The following is a 21,775-nucleotide window of genomic DNA, read 5'->3' as shown; positions in this document are numbered from 1 at the left end:
GGCCCCCCAAACAGGAGCCACTTTTGGGCGGCATGCATTGGTCTCGGGATGGCAATCGCCATTCCGATGCGATATCCACCGCCACAGCTTCCATTCAGACATTCATGACGGTTCATTCATGTCACGCGACACATTCTACATCACTACCGCCATTTCCTATCCGAACGGCAAGCCACATATCGGCCATGCCTATGAGCTGATCGCCACCGACGCGCTTGCCCGTTTTCAGCGGCTCGACGGCAAGCAGGTCTTCTTCCTCACCGGCACCGACGAGCACGGCATCAAGATGCTGCAGACGGCAAAGAAGGAAGGCATTTCGGCGCGCGACCTGGCCGACCGCAACTCGGCCGAATTCAAGCGCATGGCGACCGCGCTCAACGCCTCGAACGACGATTTCATCCGCACCACCGAGGAGCGGCATTACGCGGCTTCGCAGGCGATCTGGAAGGCGATGGCCGCTAATGGCGACGTCTACAAGGGCGGCTATGCCGGCTGGTATTCGGTGCGCGACGAAGCCTATTATGGCGAGGAAGAGACCGAGGTCCGTCCCGACAATATTCGCTACGGGCCACAGGGAACGCCGGTCGAATGGGTCGAGGAAGAGAGCTATTTCTTTCGGTTGTCGGCCTATCAGGACAAGCTCGTCGCGCTTTATGAAAACCAACTCGACTTCATCGGTCCGGCCGAGCGCCGCAACGAGGTGATGAGCTTCGTCAAGTCGGGACTGAAGGACCTGTCGATCTCGCGCACCACATTCGACTGGGGCGTGCCGGTACCTGGCGATGAAAAGCACGTCATGTATGTCTGGGTCGACGCGCTGACCAACTACATTACCGGCGTCGGATATCCCGATGAAAAGGCCGACAATTGGCGGTTTTGGCCGGCTGATGCACACATCATCGGCAAGGACATTGTACGCTTCCACGCGGTTTATTGGCCCGCTTTCCTGATGTCGGCCGGCATCCCGCTGCCGAAGCGCGTCTTCGGCCACGGCTTCCTGTTCAACCGCGGCGAGAAGATGTCGAAATCGGTCGGCAACGTCATCGACCCGTTCACCATGATCGAGCATTACGGCCTCGACCAGGTGCGGTACTTCTTCCTGCGCGAGGTGCCGTTCGGGCAGGACGGCAGCTACAGCCATGAAGCGATCGTCAACCGTACCAATGCGGATCTGGCCAATGGTCTCGGCAATCTGGCACAGCGCTCGCTGTCAATGATCGCCAAGAATTGCGGCGGCGTGGTGCCGAAGCGCGGCGATCTGGCGGAATCCGACAAGGTGATCCTGGATCAGGCGGTCGACGCTCTCGCCACCGCGCGCAAGGCAATGGCCGAACAGGGCATCCATCTGGCACTGGCGGCGATCTTCGGCGTGATTGCGGAAGCCGACCGGTATTTCGCCGGACAGGAACCCTGGGCGCTCAAGAAAACCAATCCCGAGCGCATGGAAACGGTGCTGTGGACGACGGCCGAAGTGGTGCGTCGCGTGGCGGTCATGTGCCAGCCCTTCGTTCCGGGCTCGGCCGCCAAGCTGCTCGACCTCCTGGCTGTGCCGGCGGACAATCGCGATTTCATGCATGTCCACGCCGACCATGCACTTGTGTCCGGCACGGCGCTGCCAGCGCCAGAGGGCGTGTTTCCGCGTTATGTCGAACAGACGGACGCGAACGCCTGATGCTCGTCGACAGCCATTGTCATCTGGACTTTCCAGACTTCGCCGAGGAGCGGGCGGCCATTGTCGCCCGCGCCAAGGCGGCCGGTATCGGCCGAATGGTGACGATCTCCACGCGCGTGAAGCGGTTTCAGCAAGTCGTTGAGATAGCAGAGACTTTCGACGAAGTCTATTGCTCGGTCGGCACCCATCCGCACAATGCTGCCGAGGAGCTCGACGTCACCACCGCCGACCTTGTCCGCCTCTCCACTCATCCGAAAGTGGTGGCGATCGGTGAAGCGGGGCTCGATTTCTTCTACGACAAGGCACCACGCGATGCGCAGGCGCAGGGCTTTCGCGCCCATATCGCCGCCGCCCGCGAGACCGGGCTGCCTCTCGTCATTCATTCGCGCGATGCCGACGACGATATGGCCGCCATCCTCGAGGACGAGACAGGGAAGGGCGCCTTCCCGTTCATCCTGCATTGTTTTTCGTCGGGACGGCGGCTCGCAGAGGTCGGCGTATCATTAGGCGGCTATGTGTCGTTCTCGGGCATCCTGACTTTCAAGAACTCGGTCGAATTGCGCGCCATCGCCGCCGATGTGCCGCACGACCGGCTGCTGGTCGAAACCGATGCTCCATATCTGGCGCCGGTGCCGTTTCGCGGCAAGCGCAACGAGCCGGCCTATGTAGCGCAAACCGCCAAGGTGCTGGCCGAGACGATCGGCGTCAGCGAGGCTGAAATCGCAGCGTTGACCACCGACAATTTCTTTCGGCTGTTTGGAAAAATGCCACACCCGGACCAGCGGGCGCCCGAAGTATGAGCGACCGGCTGCGCCTCACCATTCTCGGCTGCGGGTCGTCGCCAGGCACGCCGCGCATCACCGGCGACTGGGGCAATTGCGACCCCGCCAATCCCAGGAACCGGCGCATGCGCACGGCCGCGCTTGTCGAGCGCATCGCCGCCAATGGCGGCCGCACCACGGTCGTCATCGACACCGGTCCGGATTTCCGCGAGCAGATGCTGATGGCTTCAGTCAGGCGCATCCATGGTGTGCTCTACACGCACCCGCATGCCGACCACATCCACGGCATCGACGATTTGCGCGGCTATGTGCAGGAGCAAGGGCATCGCATCGACATCCATGCCGACGAGCCGACCATGCTACGGCTGCGCCAGGCGTTCGGCTATTGCTTCGAGACGCCGCCAGGCAGTTCCTATCCGCCGATCGTCGACGCCCACCTCATCAACCATGCCAAGCCGGTTGTGATCGAAGGAGAGGGGGGTGCCCTCACCTTCGAGCCGCTGCCCCAGATCCATGGCGACATCATTTCGCTGGGTTTCCGTATTGGCGGGCTCGCCTACTGTCCCGATATCAGCGACTTTCCCAAGACCACCGCCGAGCGGCTGCGAGGCCTCGACATGCTGGTCATCGATGCGCTGCAGTACAACACGCATCCAAGCCATCTTTCGCTTGGCCAGGCGCTGGACTGGATCGAGGCGCTCTCGCCTTGCAACGCCGTGCTGACGCACATGCACGTGCCGCTCGATTACACCGCCGTGATGACTGAGACGCCCGACAATGTCGAACCGGCCTACGATGGCATGGTGATCGAAATCCCTTACGAGTCAGAACGATAGAGACAGCAGCTCAGTCGGCTTTCAACCCGCCGTTCGAATGTTCGATCATGAGTTCGAGGTCGTAAAGTGCCGGCGTGGTGCTGTTCACGATGTTGCTCGTCAATGGCCGAAACCGCACCAATTCCCGGGCTGCGCCCCATGCGCTAGTTCCATAATCTATCTTATGCGACTTTCGCCTGTAGCAGCAATTTAGTGTATTCGGCCTCGCAGCGGATTTCGAACGGCGCCCCCGATACAGACACGTCGATCGAGACAAACGCATCCGGTTTGGCGAACCGCCCGCACACAACATATCATTGTAGATGACGCGGCGGTGCCGCACAACGCTCACTGTGTGTTCCGATATCCGCGGCCGGATGGATCAGCGGAGCCTCCGCCGGTCGAGCAGGATGCGATGGATCTGGATGCGCTCCGGCAGCTCGATCAGGAACTCCGGATCGCGGTCGAGATGATGGACCTTGGTTGGCTCGCCCTTGGTGAAAGCCGTCATCGATTCGTGGTCGGGCCAGTACGAGATGGTGGTGAACCAGCTTTCCCCTTCGCGATCCTCGCGAAACAGCTGGACGCCCAGCGCGGTCTTCTCAAGCGGCGGAATGCCCTCGGCCCTCAAATAGACTTCGTAAGCGTCGCCCACATCAGGCCGGGTGCGGCCGCGCCAAATGCGCGCGACTGTCGGCGTTGTCGTCATCGATCTTTCTCCTTTGCACCTCTTCACAAATCTTGTGCTGAGCGATGGACGCGCGCGAGGAAGTCACGCACCAGCGGAAGCACGTCATCGAAATGGGTTTCCAGAAGCCAGTGGCCGGCGCCCTCCACGAGATGGAGTTCTGCTCCCGGCAGGTCGCGTTTGTAGGCTCGGGCCGATGCGGCCGGCATGTAGGTGCGTCGGTCGGACCATCCTCGCGATAGAAAATGGCATTTCCGTCAACTTTCACTTGGCGGTGTCGCAACTTTGCCTCCTCGATAGAGCGTTCGAAGACGAGCGCATTGGGCTTCCAATACCTCTCGTCGTTTACGATGCTCGCGCTGGAAGGTTCCGTGGCAAACGGCGGTCAAGGGAAGATCGAAAGGGTCACCCGGCGCGGAACGCCGGGAATGAACCCAATGCAGGCCCAGCATGGGATCAAGATTTCGACGATGGAATCCGGCATACAAAGCAACTACCCTGCCCCAATCCGCTCATCATGCGTCGGCGGGACTGAAGGCGATCAGAAATGACCACTCGATCTTCCTTTCTGGGCTTGCCCGATCGCCTCGCCGATGGCACGGCGCCCCGCGCAGTGATCTTCGGAGCTGGTCACGGCAGCACCTATCCCGACAAAGACAGTGCCAGCCATGCCTTGGCCGCCGATGCCATCCGTGTTGCAAGCCAGGGTGATGCCGCGCTCATTGAGCATTGGGATTTCGATCTCGGCGGCCCGCTGTTCGACGGCAGGCCGATCTGCTGCGTCGACGCCGGCGACATCCTGACCACCATGCATGACAATGCCGGCAACCGCGCCCGGATCGAGGCGAAGACGCGCGAGGTCCTGTCATTGCCGGCCGTCCCCATCCTGCTCGGCGGGGACGATTCCGTGGTCATTCCCTTCCTCGCCGGCTTCGTGGATCACGGGCCTGTCTGGATCCTGCAGATCGACGCCCATATCGACTGGCGCGACGAGGTGCATGGCGAACGCTACGGCTACTCCAGCCCGATGCGCCGGGCGAGCGAGATGGCGCACGTCGCCGGCATGGTGCAGGTCGGACTGCGCAGCGTCGGCAGCGCACGCCTCACGGAGATCGAAGCGGCGCGGCACTATGGCAGCCGTTTCGTCACCGCGCGCGAGGTCCACACCCTGGGTGTCGAAGCGGCGCTCAGGCACATCCCGGAGGGAGCGCGGGTCGTCGTCACCCTGGACCTTGACAGCCTCGATCCCAGCATCATGCCGGGCGTAGCACCGCGTACTCCCGGCGGCCTCACCTACACCCAGGTCATCAATCTCATTGCCGGCTTGGGCAAGTGGGCGAGGATCGCCGGATTCGATCTTGTGGAGTTCTATCCGCCAGCCGACATTGACGGCCTGTCGGCGCTGACCGCCGCGCGCCTCCTCGTCAATGTGATCGGCGCCGTGGTCCGGCAGGTTTGAAACTCGAATGAGATCGAATACGGCCCCTGTCCGGCCTGCAGGAACTTTACCGAGGCCCCTGCTCCAGCCTGATCCGGTAACTCAGCGAACGCTTCGCGCCCGGCGCGATCAGCATCAGGCCGGGTTTGTCGGTGAACTCTCCGTCGAAATCCAGCGGGCTGGCCATGCCGTGCCAAGGCTCGATGCACAGGAACGGTGCGCCGCCGGGTTTGGACCAGATGCCCAGTTCCTGAAATCCCTGCCATGAGACCTCGATCGCCGGACCAGTCTCGGCGCCGTAGCGAACGCTGTTGCTGGCCGGCCGGTCCAGGATCACGGCGTCTTCGTCGAACAGCCGTTCGGAGAGCTCGACGATATTGCCTCTGACAGGCGTCGGCTGCGGTGTTGCTGTGAGCAGGCCATCCTTCAGCCGGCGGATCGGTGTTGGCTCGTCATCGGAAAAGATCAGCCGATAATCCGTTTTGGCCAGATCCGGCAGCAGCGGCCAATTGAATGCCGGATGCGCCCCGATCGAGGTCGGCATCGGCTCGTCGCCGGAGTTGGTGACCTCCAATCCTATGTCGAGTTGCCCCTCGCCCAGTGTATAGGTCACGGCCAGGCGGAATGCGAACGGGTAATGGGTTCGGGTTTCCGCGTCATCGGTGAGCACCAGCGTACAGGATCGAGGCCCCCTCTCCGCCCACATAAACGGCTTGTCGCGGGCGAAGCCGTGCTGCGTCATCGGATAGGTCTGACCGCGATGGCGCAGTTGATCGCCCTTCAGCCGGCCGACGATCGGAAACAGCACTGGTGAATGGCGCCGCCAGGCCGGTCCGGCCTGCCACAGGAACTCAAATCCTTGCGTATCCCTTAGCGAAACCAGTTCGGCGCCTTGCCCGGCAATGGTCGCCGATATGCCGTCGCCATGAAGCGTCAGGCTGACCTGTTCCATATGTCCTCGCGGTCCGTCTGGTGTGGCCGGCAGGCTAGCAAATGGCCAGGAGTGAACTCAAGGCGGCGGACGCAGCATTTCACACAGTCGCGATGAACTTCGATGGCGCCACGGGCCGGGCGCGGTCTCAGATGAAAAAGTGGCCGGAGGTTTCCCTCCGGCCACGGCAAGATGCCAGCTGTTTCCTGCTACGGTTCGGATTATTCCCGCTCGCCGGTGAAATTCAGCAGCAACTGGAAGATGTTGATGAAGTTCAGATAGAGCGAGAACGCGCCGAAGACGGCGAGCTTCTGCCGCGACTCCGCATCGAAATTCTCCGCATACTGCTCCTTGATCGTCTGCGTGTCCCAGGCGGTCAGCCCGATGAACACGGCGATGCCGATCACCGAGATGGCGAACTGCAGCGCGGTCGAGCCGAGGAAGATGTTGACGATGCTGGCGATCACCACGCCGATCAGGCCCATGATCAGGAAGGACGAGAACTGGGTCAGGTCGCGCTTTGTCGTGTAGCCATAGAGGCTGTTGGCACCGAACATGGTCGCGGCGATGAAGAAGGTGCGCGCGATGCTGGTTCCGGTGAAGACCAGGAACACCGAGGCCAGCGACAGGCCCATGACGGCGCAGAAGGCCCAGAACATTGCCTGCGCGCTTGCCGCCGACATGGTCTGCATCTTGAACGAGAACAGGAGCACGAAGGCGAGCGGCGCCAGCATCACCACCCATTTCAGCGGGCTGGAAAAGATCGGCACATAGAGAGCCGGCGTCGACGACACCAGCAAGGCGATAAGGCCCGTAACCACCAGGCCGAGGCCCATATAATTGTAGACGCGCAGCATGTGCTGGCGCAGGCCCTCGTCATAGACGGCTCCGGTCCGGACGCCCGTGCCCACGCGGTATCCAAGATTGGGCGTATTCATTTTGAGGTCTCCTTTGTGGATGGGTCAGTAAAGCGTTCTGGCGAGCGTTTCGGCGGCGCGGTCGAGATCATGAACCCCGCTCTTCGCGACAACCGCATAGGCGACATCGCCGACCTGGAAATAGGCCGAGGAGATATCGCCCGAGGGCGCGACGGTCGGTTTGACCACATCGAAAGTGCCCGGCCGGATCGCGAACAGCGACACCAGGCCCATCTCCTTCGTTTCAACCGCGATCTCGACGCTCGGGCCGAAGCGCGACGGATAGATCTGTACGTCGCGGACCTTCCAGTCCTTCGGCAGCGACGGCATGACGATGGCGGTGGCGGCGCGGATCTCGCCGGCGTTGTAATTGGGCGCCTCGGCCTGCGAGGGCATGTTTTCGCGCAGCAACGTCGTCCTGTGTGCCTGGACAGCCTCGTCGACATAGGCGGGCGGCTGCGGCGAAGCGACGACCTTTGTCACCGACATCGGCCCGACGATACCGTTGGCGAGCCAGCCGGCGGCAACGAAGGCGGCGACGGCCGCGGCGCGTTGCAGCACGCCGAAGATGCGACCCCGGCCAAGTCCCCTCTCTAGCCGCCGCGCCGCATCGGCCGTCGCCGGCCGCGCCATGCCCTCGGAGCCGGCCAGCGCCACGCGCAGTTCGTCGCGGGTGCGCAGATCAGACATCACGCGCGCGGCCGCCTCCGGACGCGCGGACAGGAAAGCCTCGACCTCAATGCGGCGGGCGACATCAAGCTGGTCGTCGACATAGGCGTCGAGATCGGCGTCCGTAACCGGGTCGACAAGAGCGGTCATGAGTCACCTCCAACGATCCTGAGATGATTTTGGCCCCGCGCTGGCGCTTCTTCCATCTGGCGCAAGGCCGCGCGCGCCCGGCCGATACGCGACATCAGCGTGCCCAGCGGCACGCCACTGGCTTTGGCGGCCTGCTGATAGGAGAGCCCCTCGATGGCGACCAGATGCAGCGCCGAGCGCTGCTCTTCCGGCAGGCTGAAAAAGGCTTCGCGCACCTGCGCCAGGCGCACGGAATGTTCCTGCGGCGCCGGCGTGCTGCCGTCGGCCAGATATCCGGCTTGTTCGAGACGTGCCGCTTCCGAGCGGCGCGAACGCATGCGGTCGATGAAGGTGTTGTGGACGATCGACAGCAGCCATGCCCGCAGGCTTCCGCCGGAGCGGAAGGTGCCGCGCCGCTCATAGGCGCGCACCAGCGCGTCATGCACGAGATCCTCGGCCTCCACGCCGTCGCGCGTCAGCGAGCGCGCGTAGCGCCGCAGCGACCCGAGCTGTCCTATGATGTCAAAGCGTGGCATCGACGGTTTCATGTCCTGTTTACGGAGCATGTGGGGGTTTTAATCCCGGGGCCACTTTTCTTTGCTGGAGGATATCGCCGCGGCTCGCGTCTCAGCTCCCAAGCGGTTTTGCCGGTTTGAGAGCTGTTACGCCGCAGGCGCGCAGCATCCACCTGCGGCCATCGCTGCGAAAATCGGTGATGCTCAGCGGCTCGACGTCGATCTTCCAACTGGCGGCAAGCGGCGCGCTGAGAACATGCAGGATCGCGGTGCGGATGACGATGGCGTGCGTCACAGCGATCGTGTGACCACGTTCGGCGATCAATCGATCCATCAATCCAGCGGCCCGTTGGGCAACGTCGGCCAGCGATTCACCACCATAGGGGGCCGCATTCGGATCCGTGCGCCAGGCGGCGATCTCGTCCGGCTGTAACGCCTGCACCTCGTCGAAGCTCTTGCCTGCCCATCGACCGTAGTTCTGGTCTGCCAAAATCGGATCGACAGACGCATCCAGCGATAGCGCCTCCGCGGTCTGACAGGCGCGAAGCGCCGGCGCTGTCCACACACGGTCGGCCCGACGCAGCGTCCCGCGCACCGCCTTTGCCAATGTCAGCGATCGTGGCTCCAGCGGTTCATCCGAAGGAAACGATCCTTTCCGGGTCGCCGCCGTGGCGCCGGCGCAGATCATGGTCAGACGGACGAGCATGGAGCATGCTTTCTCTGAAGTTTGTGGAAGCTGCAACAGGTGCCGCCTTTCGCGTCGGCGCACCGAAACCTCTGGTGAAACCTGGCCAATTTGCGTATCACTCCGCCGCGCCAATGGAACCATAATGATGTTCGAAGACCTGCAGCCAGCTCCCGCCGACAAAATTCTTGCGCTGATCGGCCTCTATCGCGCCGATCCACGCCCTGGCAAGGTCGACCTCGGCGTCGGCGTCTACAAGGATCGCGACGGCAAGACGCCGGTCATGCGCGCCGTGCGCGAAGCCGAGAAGAGGCTGCTGGAGGGACAGGATAGCAAGACCTATCTCGGCCTTGCCGGCGATACCGCTTTCAACACTGTGGTGGCCAAGCTCGCCTTCGGTCCGGGTGCGGACCTGTCGCGCATCCGTGCGGCACAGGCGCCCGGCGGTTCCGGCGCGCTGCGGCTGGTAGCGGAATTGCTCAAGCGCACACGGTCGGACGCGACAGTCTGGGTCTCCGACCCGACCTGGCCGAACCATATGCCGGTGATGCGTGCCGCCGGCTTGCGGATTCGCGAATACCCCTATTTCGATGCGGCCTCGGGTGCGGTTCGTTTCGACGACATGCTGGCGGCATTGCGGACGGCCGACAGCGGCGACGTGGTGCTGCTGCATGGCTGTTGCCACAACCCGACCGGCGCCAATCTGGATGCGGCTCAGTGGGAGGCCGTCACGGATCTGATGGTCGAGCGTGGCTTGCTGCCGTTTGTCGACATCGCCTATCAGGGCTTTGGTGACGGCCTCGAGGCCGACGCCCTCGGCTTGCGGCTGCTGGCCGCGAAAGTCCCGGAAATGGTCGTCGCGTCGAGCTGCTCGAAGAATTTCGCCGTCTACCGCGACCGTGTCGGCGCGGCGATGGTCCTGGCCAGGGACGGCGCGCAGGCAGACGTCGCGATGAGCCAGATGCTGTCGGCGGCGCGCGCTATGTATTCGATGCCGCCGGACCATGGCGCGGCCGCGGTGCGCATCGTGCTGGAGGACGCCACGCTGCGTGCCGACTGGGAAGCAGAGCTCGAAGAGATGCGCCTGCGTATGCTGAGGCTTAGGGTCGCGTTCGCCGAGGCGCTGCGCCGGCAATCCAATTCCGGCCGCTTCGACTTCGTTGCCAGTCATCGCGGCATGTTCTCCCGGCTTGGCCTCACGGAAGCGCAGGTCGAACGGCTGCGCGCCGAGCACGCTGTCTACATGGTCGGCGACAGCCGCATCAACGTGGCCGGCCTGCCCGAGAACGGCATGGATGACCTCGCCAAGGCGATCGTTTCCGTGCTCGACTGACGAAGCGGATGCAGTGCAATTGTGGACAAGATCCCCTCGCCGGCTGACAGCGTTGGCAGTGCGGCGGTTCGCGCTGTAGCATCCGCTACATGACGCCATCGAAAGACATTTCACGCCTGATCGAGATCATGGCGGCGTTGCGCGCGCCGAAGACCGGCTGCCCGTGGGACATCGAGCAGAATTTCTCCACCATCGCCCCCTATACGATCGAAGAGGCCTATGAAGTGGCGGACGCCATCGCGCGCGGCGATCTCGACGACCTGCGCGACGAGCTTGGCGACCTCCTGCTGCAGGTCGTCTACCATGCCCAGATGGCGCAGGAGGCCGGTGAATTCGCGTTCCCTGACGTGGTCCAGGCCATCACCACCAAGATGATCCGCCGCCATCCGCACGTCTTTGGCGACGAGAAGGCTCGTAGCGCCGGCATGGCCAAGGGCATGTGGGAGAAGATCAAGGCGCAGGAGAAGGCCGAGAAGCGGCAAGCCCGCCTCGCGCGCGGCCTCGACCCGGAGGACAATGGCAAGGGATTCCTGGACAGTGTTCCGGTCGCGCTGCCCGCCTTGACGCGAGCCTTGAAGCTTCAGGAAAAGGCCGCCCGTGTCGGCTTCGACTGGAGCGAGGCTGCTCCTATCCTGGATAAAATCGAAGAAGAGATCGGGGAGCTGCGCGAGGCTCTGGCCAAGGGCGAAACGGCTGAGATCAAGGACGAGTTCGGCGACATGTTGTTTGCCGTCGTCAATCTCGGTCGTCACCTCAAGATCGATTCGGAGGCGGCGCTGAGCGGAACGAACGAAAAATTCCGCTCGCGCTTTCACTATGTCGAGCAGGCCCTGGAAAAATCAGGCGGCTCGCTAGAGGAAGCTACCCTGGAGGAAATGGAAGCGCTCTGGCAGGATGCAAAAACCGCGAAGTAAGCCTATAGCTCGGCAATCCCAGACAAAAGCCGCGATACACTTTCCCTGGAATTGCCGCGCCTTAGCCGTTGTTTTTGCGGCGCAACCGGCTTTCGATCTCTTCACGGGCGCTTTGCGTGGCCTGGAGCGAGATGGTGGCGCTGCCGTCGTCATTGTCGGTTCGCGAAACGACATCACCATTGCGGTAGAGCCAGTCGAGAAGCCCGAACTGGGCCGGCTCGATCGTCACCGTCAGATCTTGCAGCTCGCCGGCCATCCGCGTCTCGATGATCGCTTTCAGCGCATCGATGCCCTCGCCTGATACCGCCGATATTGCGATTGGCGGCTCCTTGCTGCCATCGGCGCCGTCGGCGAGCAGCCGCTGCCTGTTGCCTTCGTCCAGCAGGTCGATCTTGTTCCAGACTTCGATCACGCGCTTGGTGTCGCTGGCGTCGACGCCGAGGTCGGCGAGGATGCGCTCGACATCCTCGGCCTGCGCCGCCGTGTCGGGATCGGAAATGTCGCGCAGATGGAGGACGAGATCGGCCTCGACCACCTCTTCCAAGGTCGCCCGGAAAGCCGCGATCAGATGCGTCGGCAGGTCCGAGATGAAGCCCACCGTGTCGGAAAGGATAATCGGCGTTCCATGCGGCAGGCGCACGCGGCGCAGTGTCGGATCAAGCGTGGCAAACAGCATGTCCTGCGCCAGCACCCCTGCTCCGGTCAGCTTGTTGAACAACGTCGACTTCCCGGCGTTGGTGTAGCCGACGATCGCCACCACTGGAAACGGCACCTTCTTGCGCTTGGCGCGATGCAGGTCGCGAGTGCGGCGCACGGTTTCCAGCTCATGCTTCAGCTTTATGATCTTTTCCTGCAACTGACGCCGATCGGATTCGATCTGCGTTTCACCGGGGCCGCCGAGGAAGCCGGCACCACCACGCTGACGCTCCAGGTGGGTCCAACTGCGCACTAGGCGGCCCTTCTGGTAGTTGAGATGGGCAAGCTCGACCTGCAGCGTGCCTTCCTTGGTGCGCGCCCGCTCGCCGAAGATCTCCAGGATCAACCCCGTGCGATCCAGCACCTTGGCGTTGAATTCCTTCTCGAGATTGCGCTGCTGCACCGGGGTCAGGGGATGGTCGACAATGACCACTTCCGCGTGACCCTCCTTCACGATTTGGCCGAACTCCTCGACCTTGCCGCTGCCGAGCAACGTCGCCGGACGTGGATCGTTGACGGTTACGACCGCCGTATGGATCAGATCGAGGTTGATGGCTCGGGCAAGGCCGACTGCTTCGTCATGGCGCGCCTCGGCCGAGCGCGTCAGCCGGGGACGGCTCGTGTCATCGTCATTACGCGGCTGGCGGGTAAGCACAGGCACAATGACAACGGCCCTGGTCGGACCTTTGGCTTCCGTCCCGGGATGATGCGCTGGTTTTCCGCGAACCGTGCCGTCCGCGTCCTTCTCACGTGCCAATCAGGCGCCCTGGCTTTCCTCGCCATCGAACATCTGAACCGGCTGGCTCGGCATGATCGTGGAAATGGCGTGCTTGTAGACGAGCTGGGAGTGGCCGTCGCGGCGCAACAGGACGCAGAAGTTGTCGAAGGAAGTGACCACGCCGGTCAGCTTCACGCCGTTGATAAGGAAGATGGTGAGCGGGTTCTTGCTCTTGCGAACTGAATTCAGGAACAGGTCCTGAAGGTTTTGCGATCGTTCCGCCATTGTTTTTGTCTTTCGCCGATCCCCTTCGGTTTGCAGCCAATGCGCCAAATTAACGGGCACATGTCAAGCGCGCAAACACCCTCTTGCCGTCAGTAACGACAAGCAGAACGAGATATATTGATGTTCATTCCACCTGTGCGGTTATCAGGCTGGACTTTTTTCCGCAATGTCAAAAAAGGCCTGCCGCAACGAAAGTGTTATTGAGCCGGGGTGCCCATTGGCTATGGGATCACCGTCGATGGTCACGATTGGCATGGCAATAGTCGTCGCCGAACTGATGAATGCTTCGCGAGCCGTCTTGGCCTCGGCAACGGAAAATCCACGCTCCTCGATCTTCAGGCCAAGTTTCGCCGCGACTTCGAACATGGTGGTGCGCGTGATTCCGCGCAGAATGCCATGTTCGGCCGGCCTGGTGACCAGAACCCCATCCCTGGTAACGATCCAGGCGTTCGACGAGCCACCTTCCTTGACGTTGCCATCCGTGTCCACGAACCAGGCTTCCTGAGCGCCGGCCTCCTTGGCCTTCTGCTTGGCCAATACATTGGGCAGCAGCCCGGTGCTCTTGATGTCGACACGGTCCCAGCGGTTCTCGGGTACGGTGATGACGGCGATACCAGTCTCAGCCCGTTTCGTGCCGGCGGCAGGATCCGCCTTCCTGGCGGTCACCACCAAGGCAGGCTTCGTGTCCGCCGCCGGAAAGACGAAATCGCGGCTGGCGACACCGCGCGTCACCTGAACATAGACCAGACCGTTGACGACACGATTACGGTTGACCACCTCGCGCAGGATCAGCGGCAACACATTGCGCGTCACCGGCCAGGTGATCGACAGTTCGGTCAGTGAGCGGTTCAGCCGGGCAAGGTGCCGCGGCATGTCGACGATGAAGCCGCGCGCCACCTCGCAGACCTCATAGACTCCATCGGCGAATTGATAGCCGCGATCCTCGATATGCACGGAAGCGTCGGCATGAGCGACGTAGCGCCCGTTGACATAGGCAATGCGCGGCATTGGCGACCCCTGGAAAATTCTCGGGCTTTCTTATGCGATTCCGCCGCCGCCGTAACCGGCAAATGCTTGGCCCAGGCGCGTCTGACGGACGCCGCGCGTCAGACGCCCAGCGACTTCAGCTTGCGATGCAAGGCGGAGCGCTCCATGCCGATGAACTCGGCCGTCTTCGAGATGTTGCCGCCGAACCGGTTGATCTGGGCGATCAAGTAGTCCTTTTCGAACTGCTCTCGTGCCTCGCGCAGGGGAAGCGCCATAATGTGCTGGTCCGACTGGTTGGGAGTGCGCGGCATGACATCGCCGATTTCGGACGGCAGCAGATCCGCGGTGATCGGCGCGTCGACGTCCTCGCCGCGCGCCAGGATCATCAGCCGCTCGACATTGTTGCGCAGCTGACGCACGTTGCCCGGCCAGTTGTGCGCCTGCAGCACGGCCAGCGCGTCGTCGCCGATACGCCGCGGCTTGATGCCGGCCTGGCGGGCGATCTGCTTCATGAAATTGTCGACGAGATAGGGAATGTCCTCGCGCCGCTCGGCCAGCCCCGGCACCATGACCGGAACCACGGCGAGACGGTGGTAAAGATCCTCGCGGAAGCGCCCGTCGGCGATCATCGCCTCCAAGTTCTGCGAGGTCGAGGAAATGATGCGGACATCGACCTTGACCCGCTTTGTGCCGCCCACCCGCTCGAACTGCTGTTCGACCAGAACGCGCAAAATCTTGTTCTGCGTCTCGCGCGGCATGTCGGCCACTTCGTCGATGTAAAGAATGCCGCGATGGGCTTCCTCCAGCGCCCCCACCTTGCGTTCGACCCCGTTCGATTCGGTGCCGAACAGTTCGATCTCCATGCGTTCGGGCGTGATGTTGGCGGCGCTCAGCGTCACGAAGGGCGCGCCCTTGCGGGTCGACAGCGTATGGATGGCGCGGGCCGCCAGTTCCTTGCCCGAGCCGGAGGGACCAATGATCATCACGCGGCTGTTGGTCGGCGCGACGCGCTCGATGGTCTGGCGCAACTGGCTCATCGCCGACGACATGCCGATCAGGTCGAAGGTCTCGCCGCTGCGCAGCTTGAGGTCGGAAACCTCGCGGCGCAATTTCGAGGTCTCGAGCGCACGTTCGGCAATGAGGATCAGCCTGTCGGCCTTGAATGGCTTCTCGATGAAGTCATACGCGCCGCGACGGATGGCGGAAACCGCAGTTTCGATGTTGCCGTGGCCTGAAATCATCACCACGGGTAGGTTCGGGTGCATGGTCTTGATCTCGTCCAGCAACGCCAATCCGTCCAGGCGCGAGCCTTGCAGCCAGATGTCCAGGAATATCAGCCTCGGCGCTCGATCGGCGATGGCCGCCAGTGCGCTGTCGGCATCGAATGCCGTGCGGGTTTCGTGACCCTCGTCGCTCAGGATGCCTGCGACGAGTTCCCGGATGTCTTCCTCGTCATCGACGATGAGAATATCAGACGCCATTATCGACCTTTTCAGTTTCTCTTTCGTGGTCCGCCCTGCTTTCGCCGCGCGGCAGCGCGGCGGCCGCCGGCGGCAGGATGACGCTGATCATCGCGCCGCGCCCGCCGTGGAAATCCGCAGGTGCATCATGGAGCTCCAGCCTGCCGCCATGGTCCTCCACGATCTTCTTGACGATAGCGAGACCAAGCCCGGTGCCCTTTTCACGTGTGGTCATATAAGGCTCCAGCAACCGTTGGCGATTCTCGCGCGGCAGGCCTTTGCCGTTGTCGATGACGTCGATGCGAATCGCGCCATTCTGACGCCCGGCTTGAATCCGGATTATGCCGTGCGAACCGTCCTTCTGTTCCAGTCCGTCGATCGCTTCGGCCGCATTCTTGATCACATTGCCGAAGGCCTGGGCCATCAACCGGCTGTCGAAAGTGCCCTTGAGCGGCTCATTGCCGAATATCCGCTCGAACGTGATATCGGCGCGGCTGACTTCGACCAGGAAGGAAGCTTCGCGCAGTGATTCGCGCAGGTCGATGGCCTTCATCTCGGGCTTTGGCATGCGCGCGAAAGCCGAGAACTCGTCGACCATGCGGCCGATGTCCTCCACCTGCCGGATGATGGTGTCGGTACACTGGTCGAAAACTTCGCGGTCTTCGGTGATGACCTTGCCATAGCGGCGCTTGATACGCTCGGCGGAAAGCTGGATCGGGGTCAGTGGGTTCTTGATCTCGTGGGCAATGCGTCGCGCCACGTCGGCCCAGGCGGATGAACGCTGGGCCTGAACCAGATCAGTGATGTCATCCACCGTCACGACATAGGATTTTTCTTCAGAGCCGTCGTCGCCGGCCTCGATGGTGACTTGCACATTGAAGGTCCGCTCGGCGCCGGCGCGATAGAAAGTCACCTGCTCGCGGTAGACCGGCTTGCCGGACTTGCGTCCGATCTCGAAGACACGGCCGACATGCGGCAGGATCGCGGAAAGGTTTTGCCCAAGTGCCGCGCTGGCGGAAATGGCCAGCATCGATTCGGCAGACCGATTGACGATGGTGATGATGCCGTAAGGGTCGACGCCGATGACGCCGGCGGTGACACCGGCAAGCACGGCTTCCGAAAAACGCCGCCTCTCGTCGATCAGGTCCTTCGCCGACAGGATCTCGTTGCGCTGTGATTTGAGCTCCAGCAGCATCTTGTTGAAGGTATCGCCGAGCGAGGCGACATCGCCATCGGACGGCCGCACCGGCACCGCGACATCGAGATTGCCGGTCGCAACTTCATCGGCGGCGCCGATCAGCTGACGGATTGGCCGCACCAGCCGGTCGGCGACGGCTATGCCGGTCCAGATCGCCGACAGGATAATGATCAGGGTCAACGACAGGTAGGGCAGCGCAAATGCCACTTGCGAGGTGCGCCTGTTGTCCTCGAGATTGCGATACTCGTCGGTGTTGGACCTGACGATCTGCCGCGCCTTGATCACCTCTGGGTCGACCAGACGGATGGTGTAGAGATAGAGGCCCTCGATCTCACGCAACTTGACGATGGCGCCCATGATGTTGCGCGTGCGCGGCTCGATCAGGACCGGCTTGCCGTCGGTGGCAGTGGCAACCGCGCCTTCCGGCGGTTCCGGCATGGCGAAATCGGCATCGGTCTTGGCGCTCATGACGAAGGAGCCGTCGGGCTTGATCAGCGCGGCGTGCGCCAGCGAGCGGCCTACGGCTTCCTTGTTCATGAGATCGAGAAAGCCGGTGCGATCGAGGCCATAAAGCGAGCGGGAGGCATCGAGATCGTAGGCCATCGACAATGTCGTGCCCTGCAGGTTGCGCGCGTTCTCCTGCACATAGGCGTCGGCGATCGAGAGTGAAGAATTGACGATTGTCTTGGTGCGAATCTCAAACCAGCGATCAAGGCCGATATCGAGTGTGATCGAGGCGATGATCGCCACCATGATGGCGGGAATGGCGGCAACCAGCGCGAACATGGCAACGATGCGCACATGCAGGCGCGAAGCCGCCTTGCCATGGCGGCGGGCCATGACGATGCGATGCACCTCGCGCCCGACCAGCGCAATCAGGAAGACCACGAAGGCGGCGTTGAGTGCGATCAGCGCCCATGTTGCCTTGGCGTCCGGCGCAATCGGCGTCGCTCCGACCAGTATGGCGAACGAAATAGCCGCCATGGCCAGGGCGCCGACGACCGCGATCACGCCGGGCAGCGCCAGCAGCCGGCGTCCGTCGCGCGCGCCGGGTTCGCTGAAAAGCGGTTGGTTGAGTACAGGTGTCTGCGGAGCCATGTCGCCGTGTAGAGCCAGTGATTGCATCCGATCTATGCAACGCATTGTGGCGATTATGCAACAAGTGTGACGGCGACGGGACTCTTTCCCCGTTCGGTCCCCTGAAAAGATCGTGTGCCCGGCGCCGGCTCAGGTCTGGCGGGATGACTTGTAGACGTTGACGCCCAATTCGCGAATCTTCTTGCGCAAGGTGTTGCGGTTGAGGCCCAAGAGCTCCGCGGCCTTGATCTGGTTGCCGCGGGTTGCCGTCATCGAAGCCAGCACCAACGGATATTCGACTTCGGACAGAATGCGCTCGTAGAGACCGGCGGGCGGCAATTCGCCCGCGAAGGAGGCGAAATAGCGCTGCAGGAAGTGCTCCACTGCCTGGCCAATGGAAAGATCGTCGGGAATGAGGTTGCCGGCGCCTGGTACCACCGGGCGCTCACCTGTCTTGAGCTCCGCCTCGATGATCTCGGCGGAAATCTCGTCCTGCGAATAAAGCGCGGCAAGCCTGCGAACGAGATTTTCCAGTTCGCGCACATTGCCTGGCCATGGATAGCGCTTCATCAGTTCGATGCCGCCGGAAGAGATACGCTTGGTCTGCAGCCCCTCCATTTCGCCAAGCTTGAAGAAATGGCGCACCAGATCGGGCACATCCTCGGAGCGCTCGCGCAGCGCCGGCAACCTGAGCGGCACGACGTTGAGGCGATAGAAAAGGTCTTCGCGGAAGAGGCCCTGGTTGATCAGCGTGCGCAGGTCCTTGTTGGTGGCAGCGACGATGCGCACATCGGTCTTGATCGGCGTGCGGCCGCCGACCGTCGTGTACTCGCCCTGCTGCAGGACGCGCAGCAGGCGCGTCTGCGCCTCCATCGGCATGTCGCCTATCTCGTCGAGGAACAGCGTGCCGCCCTCTGCCTGCTCGAAGCGGCCGGTCGAGCGGTTCTGCGCTCCGGTGAACGCGCCCTTCTCGTGGCCGAACAATTCCGATTCGATCAGGTCGCGCGGGATCGCCGCCATGTTGATGGCAACGAATGGACCGCCACGGCGGCGTCCATACTCATGCAGCGCGCGCGCCACCAGTTCCTTGCCGGTGCCCGATTCGCCCGAGATCATGACCGTCAGGTCGGTCTGCATCATGCGCGCCAGCATGCGGTAGATGTCCTGCATGGCGGCCGAACGGCCGACCAGCGGCATCGTCTCGGGCTGCTCTTCTTGCCGGGCATCGATCTTCGGCCGCCGGGGCTCGGATAGCGCGCGATTGACGATGTTGAGGAGTTCGGTCAGGTCGAAGGGCTTCGGCAGATATTCGTAGGCGCCCGTCTCGGAAGCGCGGATCGCCGTCATGAAGGTGTTCTGGGCGCTCATGACGATGACGGGCAGTTCCGGCCGCGCCTTCTTGATGCGCGGCAGCATGTCGAAAGCGTTCTCGTCCGGCATCACGACGTCGGTGATGACGAGGTCACCCTCGCCTGCCGCCACCCAACGCCACAGGGTCGAGGCGTTGGAGGTGACGCGCACCTCGTGACCGACACGCGACAGGGCCTGATTGAGTACGGTGCGGATCGCCGCATCGTCGTCGGCGACGAGAATATTGCCGCGAACCGTCATTTGCGGTCTCCTTCGCCGTCTTGATCGGCGCCCAGCGCCGTTTCTTTCCAGGCTGGCATCAGGACCCGGAACGTTGTCGCGCGCGGCGTCGAATCGCATTCGATGATGCCGCCATGTTCGCCGACGATCTTGGCCACCAGCGCCAGCCCCAGCCCCGAGCCGTTCGGCTTGGTGGTGATGAAGGGATCGAACAGGATCGGCAGGATATCTTCCGAGACGCCGGAACCATTGTCGCGCACGCAGAACTCCAGCGGCAGCGATACGCGGTCCTGCGTGCCCGGGACCGAAACCCGAATACCGGGCCGGAAGGCGGTGGACAGCACGATTTCGCCCTGCGGATCGCTGCCGATTGCCTCGGCGGCGTTCTTGATCAGGTTGAGAAACACCTGGATCAGCTGGTCGCGGTTGGCGAATACCGGAGGCAACGAAGGATCATAATCCTCCAATATCTTGATTTTCTTCGCGAAACCATTCTTTGCGATCGCTTTCACGTGATCGAGCACGACGTGGATGTTAACGGGATAGCGATCGATCGGCCGCTCGTCGGAAAACACCTCCATACGGTCGACCAGCGAGACGATGCGGTCCGTCTCGTCGGTGATCAGCCGCGTCAGCGCGCGATCCTCATCGGATGCGGACAGTTCGAGCAGCTGGGCAGCACCCCTGATACCGGAGAGCGGGTTCTTGATCTCATGCGCCAGCATCGCCGCCAGGCCGGTCACCGATCGCGCGGCGCCGCGATGCGTCATCTGCCGGTCGATCTTGTCGGCCATCGACCGCTCCTGGAACATGACGACGACAGAGCCCGGAAATTCCGGCACCGGCGCGACATAGAGATCGACGACCTTTTCGATGCCGAGGCGCGGTGACGAGACGTCGACCCGATACTCGTTGACGGGCGCGCGGCGCTCGCGCACCTGGTCGACCAGCGTCAGCAACGGGCTGCCGAAGGGTATCAGCTTGGACAGGGTGTTGCGCGCCAGCATGGTCGCGCTGGAGCGAAAGAAATCCTCGGCATCGGCGTTGGCGAAGGTGATAAAGCCTTCCTCGCTGAGCATGATCACCGGGCGGCGGATCGTGTTCAGCACGATCTGGGCGGCATCGGCCATTTCGGTGCCCTGGCCAGCGGTGGCGGTCATGCGGCGCTCCGCAGGTTCAAGGTTTGCGGATCGCGCGAAAACACATCGCGCAGCAAGGTAATGACGCGAGCCGGCTCGAGCGCGGTCATTATCGCTTTTCTACTCTCGCCAGCGACACCGCCGGCATGTCGATCGAGATACCAGCCCAGATGCTTGCGCGCCTGCCGCAGGCCGCTCTCGATGCCGTAAAGCGCCAGTATGTCCTCGTAATGGGCGACGACATAGTCGGCGAGCCCTTGCGGGGTCTCGGGAATGCCGGATGAAAATGTCCCGCCGGCAGCCGCAGCGATGCTGCCGGCGACCCACGGCGCGCCATAATGGGCGCGGCCGACCATCACTGCGTCGGCGCCGGACTGTTCGAGAATGACCGAGGCTTCAGCCTGGGAGCAGACATCGCCATTGGCGACGACCGGGATGGAAACGGCCTCCTTGACGCGAGCGATGGCGCGCCAATCCGCCTTGCCCTGGTAGAACTGGCAGCGTGTACGACCGTGAACCGTGACCATCCTGACGCCCGCCTGCTCGGCACGGCGGGCCAGGACGGGAGCGTTAAGTGCGGCGTCGTCCCAACCCAGTCGCATCTTGACCGTCACCGGCACCTTGACGGCGGCGACAACGGCCTCGATCAGCGAGAGCGCGTGGTCGAGGTCCAGCATCAATGCCGAGCCGGCATAGCCACCGGTGACCTTCTTGGCCGGACAGCCCATATTGATGTCGATGATGTCGGCGCCCTCGCCGGCGGCGATCCGTGCGCCTTCAGCCATATGCCTGGCTTCGCGGCCGGCAAGCTGCACCATATGGACGGGCAGGCCGGAATGACGAATGCGCAGGTCGCAGCCGGCCCTGCCCTTGGCGAGTTCGCCGCTGGCCACCATTTCGGACACGACCAGACCGGCGCCATGCGCATGGGCGCGCTGTCTGAACGCCTCGTCCGTAATCCCGGACATCGGCGCGAGGAAGACGCGGTTGCGGATTCTCACGCCGCCGACGTCGAGAGGCGCGGCCAATCTGATCAAGTTAACCATGCACAAAAACCAAGCATGTCCATTCGCTGCACATTCTCTAGCCAGATCGAGAGAAATGTGCAACGCGGAATGACGCCACATTAAGGCGCAA

General features: G+C 62.7%; 20 protein-coding genes and 1 pseudogene. 6 read left to right on the top strand and 15 right to left on the bottom strand.

What is annotated here, in order from left to right; genetic code table 11:
- Nucleotides 1-118: 118 nt before the first annotated feature.
- From metG to FJ492_RS01725, 3 genes are read left to right on the top strand one after another with little or no spacing between them, the layout of a single operon-like run.
- Nucleotides 119-1,672, top strand: coding sequence for a methionine--tRNA ligase (metG, locus tag FJ492_RS01735; RefSeq protein WP_140768179.1), 1,554 nt, complete (start codon nt 119-121; stop codon nt 1,670-1,672).
- On the top strand, nt 1,672-2,472 hold the full coding sequence (locus FJ492_RS01730) for a TatD family hydrolase (RefSeq protein ID WP_140750381.1): 801 nt from the start codon (nt 1,672-1,674) through the stop codon (nt 2,470-2,472). Before metG ends, FJ492_RS01730 begins: the two co-directional genes overlap by 1 nt.
- Nucleotides 2,469-3,290: an MBL fold metallo-hydrolase gene (locus tag FJ492_RS01725; protein ID WP_140768177.1), complete on the top strand. Its 822-nt coding sequence runs from the start codon at nt 2,469-2,471 to the stop codon at nt 3,288-3,290. Before FJ492_RS01730 ends, FJ492_RS01725 begins: the two co-directional genes overlap by 4 nt.
- 361 nt (nt 3,291-3,651) lie before the next feature.
- Here the strand turns inward: FJ492_RS01725 and FJ492_RS01720 are convergent, their stop codons facing one another.
- Together FJ492_RS01720 and FJ492_RS29045 are read right to left on the bottom strand one after the other, a co-directional pair.
- Nucleotides 3,652-3,978: a hypothetical protein gene (locus FJ492_RS01720; protein WP_140711535.1), complete on the bottom strand. Its 327-nt coding sequence runs from the start codon at nt 3,976-3,978 to the stop codon at nt 3,652-3,654.
- Between the two features lie 23 nt (nt 3,979-4,001).
- A pseudogene (locus FJ492_RS29045) lies at nt 4,002-4,169 on the bottom strand (alpha/beta hydrolase); the annotation flags it as partial.
- A gap of 335 nt (nt 4,170-4,504) precedes the next feature.
- On the opposite strand from FJ492_RS29045, the gene FJ492_RS01710 reads away from it, so the two are divergent.
- Nucleotides 4,505-5,416: an agmatinase gene (locus tag FJ492_RS01710; RefSeq protein WP_140768175.1), complete on the top strand. Its 912-nt coding sequence runs from the start codon at nt 4,505-4,507 to the stop codon at nt 5,414-5,416.
- Nucleotides 5,417-5,462: 46 nt separating this feature from the next.
- Here the strand turns inward: FJ492_RS01710 and FJ492_RS01705 are convergent, their stop codons facing one another.
- The 5 genes from FJ492_RS01705 to FJ492_RS01685 all read right to left on the bottom strand — a co-directional run bounded on the left by FJ492_RS01705 (nt 5,463) and on the right by FJ492_RS01685 (nt 9,262).
- Nucleotides 5,463-6,347, bottom strand: coding sequence for an aldose 1-epimerase family protein (locus tag FJ492_RS01705; RefSeq protein ID WP_140768173.1), 885 nt, complete (start codon nt 6,345-6,347; stop codon nt 5,463-5,465).
- A 200-nt stretch (nt 6,348-6,547) separates the two neighbouring features.
- Nucleotides 6,548-7,264 carry a Bax inhibitor-1/YccA family protein gene (locus FJ492_RS01700; RefSeq protein WP_140768171.1) on the bottom strand — a complete coding sequence of 239 codons (717 nt, stop codon included), beginning with the start codon at nt 7,262-7,264 and terminating at the stop codon, nt 6,548-6,550.
- Nucleotides 7,265-7,288: 24 nt separating this feature from the next.
- Nucleotides 7,289-8,062, bottom strand: coding sequence for an anti-sigma factor (locus FJ492_RS01695; protein WP_140711532.1), 774 nt, complete (start codon nt 8,060-8,062; stop codon nt 7,289-7,291).
- Nucleotides 8,059-8,577 carry a sigma-70 family RNA polymerase sigma factor gene (locus FJ492_RS01690; RefSeq protein ID WP_246675849.1) on the bottom strand — a complete coding sequence of 173 codons (519 nt, stop codon included), beginning with the start codon at nt 8,575-8,577 and terminating at the stop codon, nt 8,059-8,061. Before FJ492_RS01690 ends, FJ492_RS01695 begins: the two co-directional genes overlap by 4 nt.
- A 91-nt stretch (nt 8,578-8,668) precedes the next feature.
- Nucleotides 8,669-9,262 (bottom strand): histidine phosphatase family protein, encoded by a 594-nt coding sequence (locus FJ492_RS01685; protein ID WP_140768326.1) that lies wholly within the window; start codon nt 9,260-9,262, stop codon nt 8,669-8,671.
- Nucleotides 9,263-9,389: 127 nt separating this feature from the next.
- Between FJ492_RS01685 and FJ492_RS01680 the strand changes: the two genes are divergently transcribed.
- Both FJ492_RS01680 and mazG read left to right on the top strand, forming a co-directional pair.
- Nucleotides 9,390-10,574, top strand: coding sequence for an amino acid aminotransferase (locus FJ492_RS01680; RefSeq protein ID WP_140768324.1), 1,185 nt, complete (start codon nt 9,390-9,392; stop codon nt 10,572-10,574).
- Between the two features lie 89 nt (nt 10,575-10,663).
- Nucleotides 10,664-11,488 (top strand): nucleoside triphosphate pyrophosphohydrolase, encoded by an 825-nt coding sequence (mazG, locus tag FJ492_RS01675; RefSeq protein ID WP_140768167.1) that lies wholly within the window; start codon nt 10,664-10,666, stop codon nt 11,486-11,488.
- Nucleotides 11,489-11,549: 61 nt separating this feature from the next.
- Here the strand turns inward: mazG and hflX are convergent, their stop codons facing one another.
- The 8 genes from hflX to dusB form a co-directional block, all read right to left on the bottom strand.
- Nucleotides 11,550-12,941, bottom strand: a complete 1,392-nt coding sequence (hflX, locus tag FJ492_RS01670; RefSeq protein ID WP_140768165.1) for a GTPase HflX — start codon at nt 12,939-12,941, stop codon at nt 11,550-11,552.
- Complete coding sequence (gene hfq, locus FJ492_RS01665) at nt 12,942-13,187, bottom strand: RNA chaperone Hfq (protein ID WP_006202172.1); 246 nt, start codon at nt 13,185-13,187, stop codon at nt 12,942-12,944. It abuts the gene before it with no gap.
- Between the two features lie 144 nt (nt 13,188-13,331).
- Entirely contained in the window at nt 13,332-14,195 is an 864-nt protein-coding gene (locus FJ492_RS01660) for a D-amino-acid transaminase (RefSeq protein WP_140505276.1), read from the bottom strand.
- A gap of 98 nt (nt 14,196-14,293) precedes the next feature.
- Nucleotides 14,294-15,655, bottom strand: a complete 1,362-nt coding sequence (locus FJ492_RS01655) for a sigma-54 dependent transcriptional regulator (RefSeq protein ID WP_027142744.1) — start codon at nt 15,653-15,655, stop codon at nt 14,294-14,296.
- Nucleotides 15,645-17,930, bottom strand: a complete 2,286-nt coding sequence (locus FJ492_RS01650; RefSeq protein ID WP_181166015.1) for a PAS domain-containing sensor histidine kinase — start codon at nt 17,928-17,930, stop codon at nt 15,645-15,647. The genes FJ492_RS01655 and FJ492_RS01650 overlap by 11 nt, the downstream gene beginning before the upstream one ends.
- Before the next feature lie 129 nt (nt 17,931-18,059).
- Nucleotides 18,060-19,520: a nitrogen regulation protein NR(I) gene (ntrC, locus tag FJ492_RS01645; protein ID WP_027142746.1), complete on the bottom strand. Its 1,461-nt coding sequence runs from the start codon at nt 19,518-19,520 to the stop codon at nt 18,060-18,062.
- Complete coding sequence (locus FJ492_RS01640) at nt 19,517-20,659, bottom strand: nitrogen regulation protein NR(II) (protein WP_027142747.1); 1,143 nt, start codon at nt 20,657-20,659, stop codon at nt 19,517-19,519. The genes ntrC and FJ492_RS01640 overlap by 4 nt, the downstream gene beginning before the upstream one ends.
- Complete coding sequence (gene dusB, locus FJ492_RS01635) at nt 20,656-21,684, bottom strand: tRNA dihydrouridine synthase DusB (protein ID WP_140750399.1); 1,029 nt, start codon at nt 21,682-21,684, stop codon at nt 20,656-20,658. The genes FJ492_RS01640 and dusB overlap by 4 nt, the downstream gene beginning before the upstream one ends.
- Nucleotides 21,685-21,775 lie beyond the last annotated feature (91 nt).

Origin of the sequence: Mesorhizobium sp. B2-5-4 (genome assembly GCF_006441095.1) — a bacterium.
Taxonomy (GTDB): Bacteria; Pseudomonadota; Alphaproteobacteria; order Rhizobiales; family Rhizobiaceae; genus Mesorhizobium; species Mesorhizobium salmacidum.
This window is presented reverse-complemented; position numbering and strand designations above follow the sequence as displayed.

Bases quoted from the DNA above. Each gene is read 5' to 3' on its own strand.
- metG (WP_140768179.1), top strand. From the start codon at position 119: ATGTCACGCGACACATTCTACATCACTACCGCCATTTCCTATCCGAAC.
- FJ492_RS01730 (WP_140750381.1), top strand. From the start codon at position 1,672: ATGCTCGTCGACAGCCATTGTCATCTGGACTTTCCAGACTTCGCCGAG.
- FJ492_RS01725 (WP_140768177.1), top strand. From the start codon at position 2,469: ATGAGCGACCGGCTGCGCCTCACCATTCTCGGCTGCGGGTCGTCGCCA.
- FJ492_RS01720 (WP_140711535.1), bottom strand. From the start codon at position 3,978: ATGACGACAACGCCGACAGTCGCGCGCATTTGGCGCGGCCGCACCCGG.
- FJ492_RS01710 (WP_140768175.1), top strand. From the start codon at position 4,505: ATGACCACTCGATCTTCCTTTCTGGGCTTGCCCGATCGCCTCGCCGAT.
- FJ492_RS01705 (WP_140768173.1), bottom strand. From the start codon at position 6,347: ATGGAACAGGTCAGCCTGACGCTTCATGGCGACGGCATATCGGCGACC.
- FJ492_RS01700 (WP_140768171.1), bottom strand. From the start codon at position 7,264: ATGAATACGCCCAATCTTGGATACCGCGTGGGCACGGGCGTCCGGACC.
- FJ492_RS01695 (WP_140711532.1), bottom strand. From the start codon at position 8,062: ATGACCGCTCTTGTCGACCCGGTTACGGACGCCGATCTCGACGCCTAT.
- FJ492_RS01690 (WP_246675849.1), bottom strand. From the start codon at position 8,577: ATGCCACGCTTTGACATCATAGGACAGCTCGGGTCGCTGCGGCGCTAC.
- FJ492_RS01685 (WP_140768326.1), bottom strand. From the start codon at position 9,262: ATGCTCGTCCGTCTGACCATGATCTGCGCCGGCGCCACGGCGGCGACC.
- FJ492_RS01680 (WP_140768324.1), top strand. From the start codon at position 9,390: ATGTTCGAAGACCTGCAGCCAGCTCCCGCCGACAAAATTCTTGCGCTG.
- mazG (WP_140768167.1), top strand. From the start codon at position 10,664: ATGACGCCATCGAAAGACATTTCACGCCTGATCGAGATCATGGCGGCG.
- hfq (WP_006202172.1), bottom strand. From the start codon at position 13,187: ATGGCGGAACGATCGCAAAACCTTCAGGACCTGTTCCTGAATTCAGTT.
- FJ492_RS01660 (WP_140505276.1), bottom strand. From the start codon at position 14,195: ATGCCGCGCATTGCCTATGTCAACGGGCGCTACGTCGCTCATGCCGAC.
- FJ492_RS01655 (WP_027142744.1), bottom strand. From the start codon at position 15,655: ATGGCGTCTGATATTCTCATCGTCGATGACGAGGAAGACATCCGGGAA.
- FJ492_RS01650 (WP_181166015.1), bottom strand. From the start codon at position 17,930: ATGGCTCCGCAGACACCTGTACTCAACCAACCGCTTTTCAGCGAACCC.
- ntrC (WP_027142746.1), bottom strand. From the start codon at position 19,520: ATGACGGTTCGCGGCAATATTCTCGTCGCCGACGACGATGCGGCGATC.
- FJ492_RS01640 (WP_027142747.1), bottom strand. From the start codon at position 20,659: ATGACCGCCACCGCTGGCCAGGGCACCGAAATGGCCGATGCCGCCCAG.
- dusB (WP_140750399.1), bottom strand. From the start codon at position 21,684: ATGGTTAACTTGATCAGATTGGCCGCGCCTCTCGACGTCGGCGGCGTG.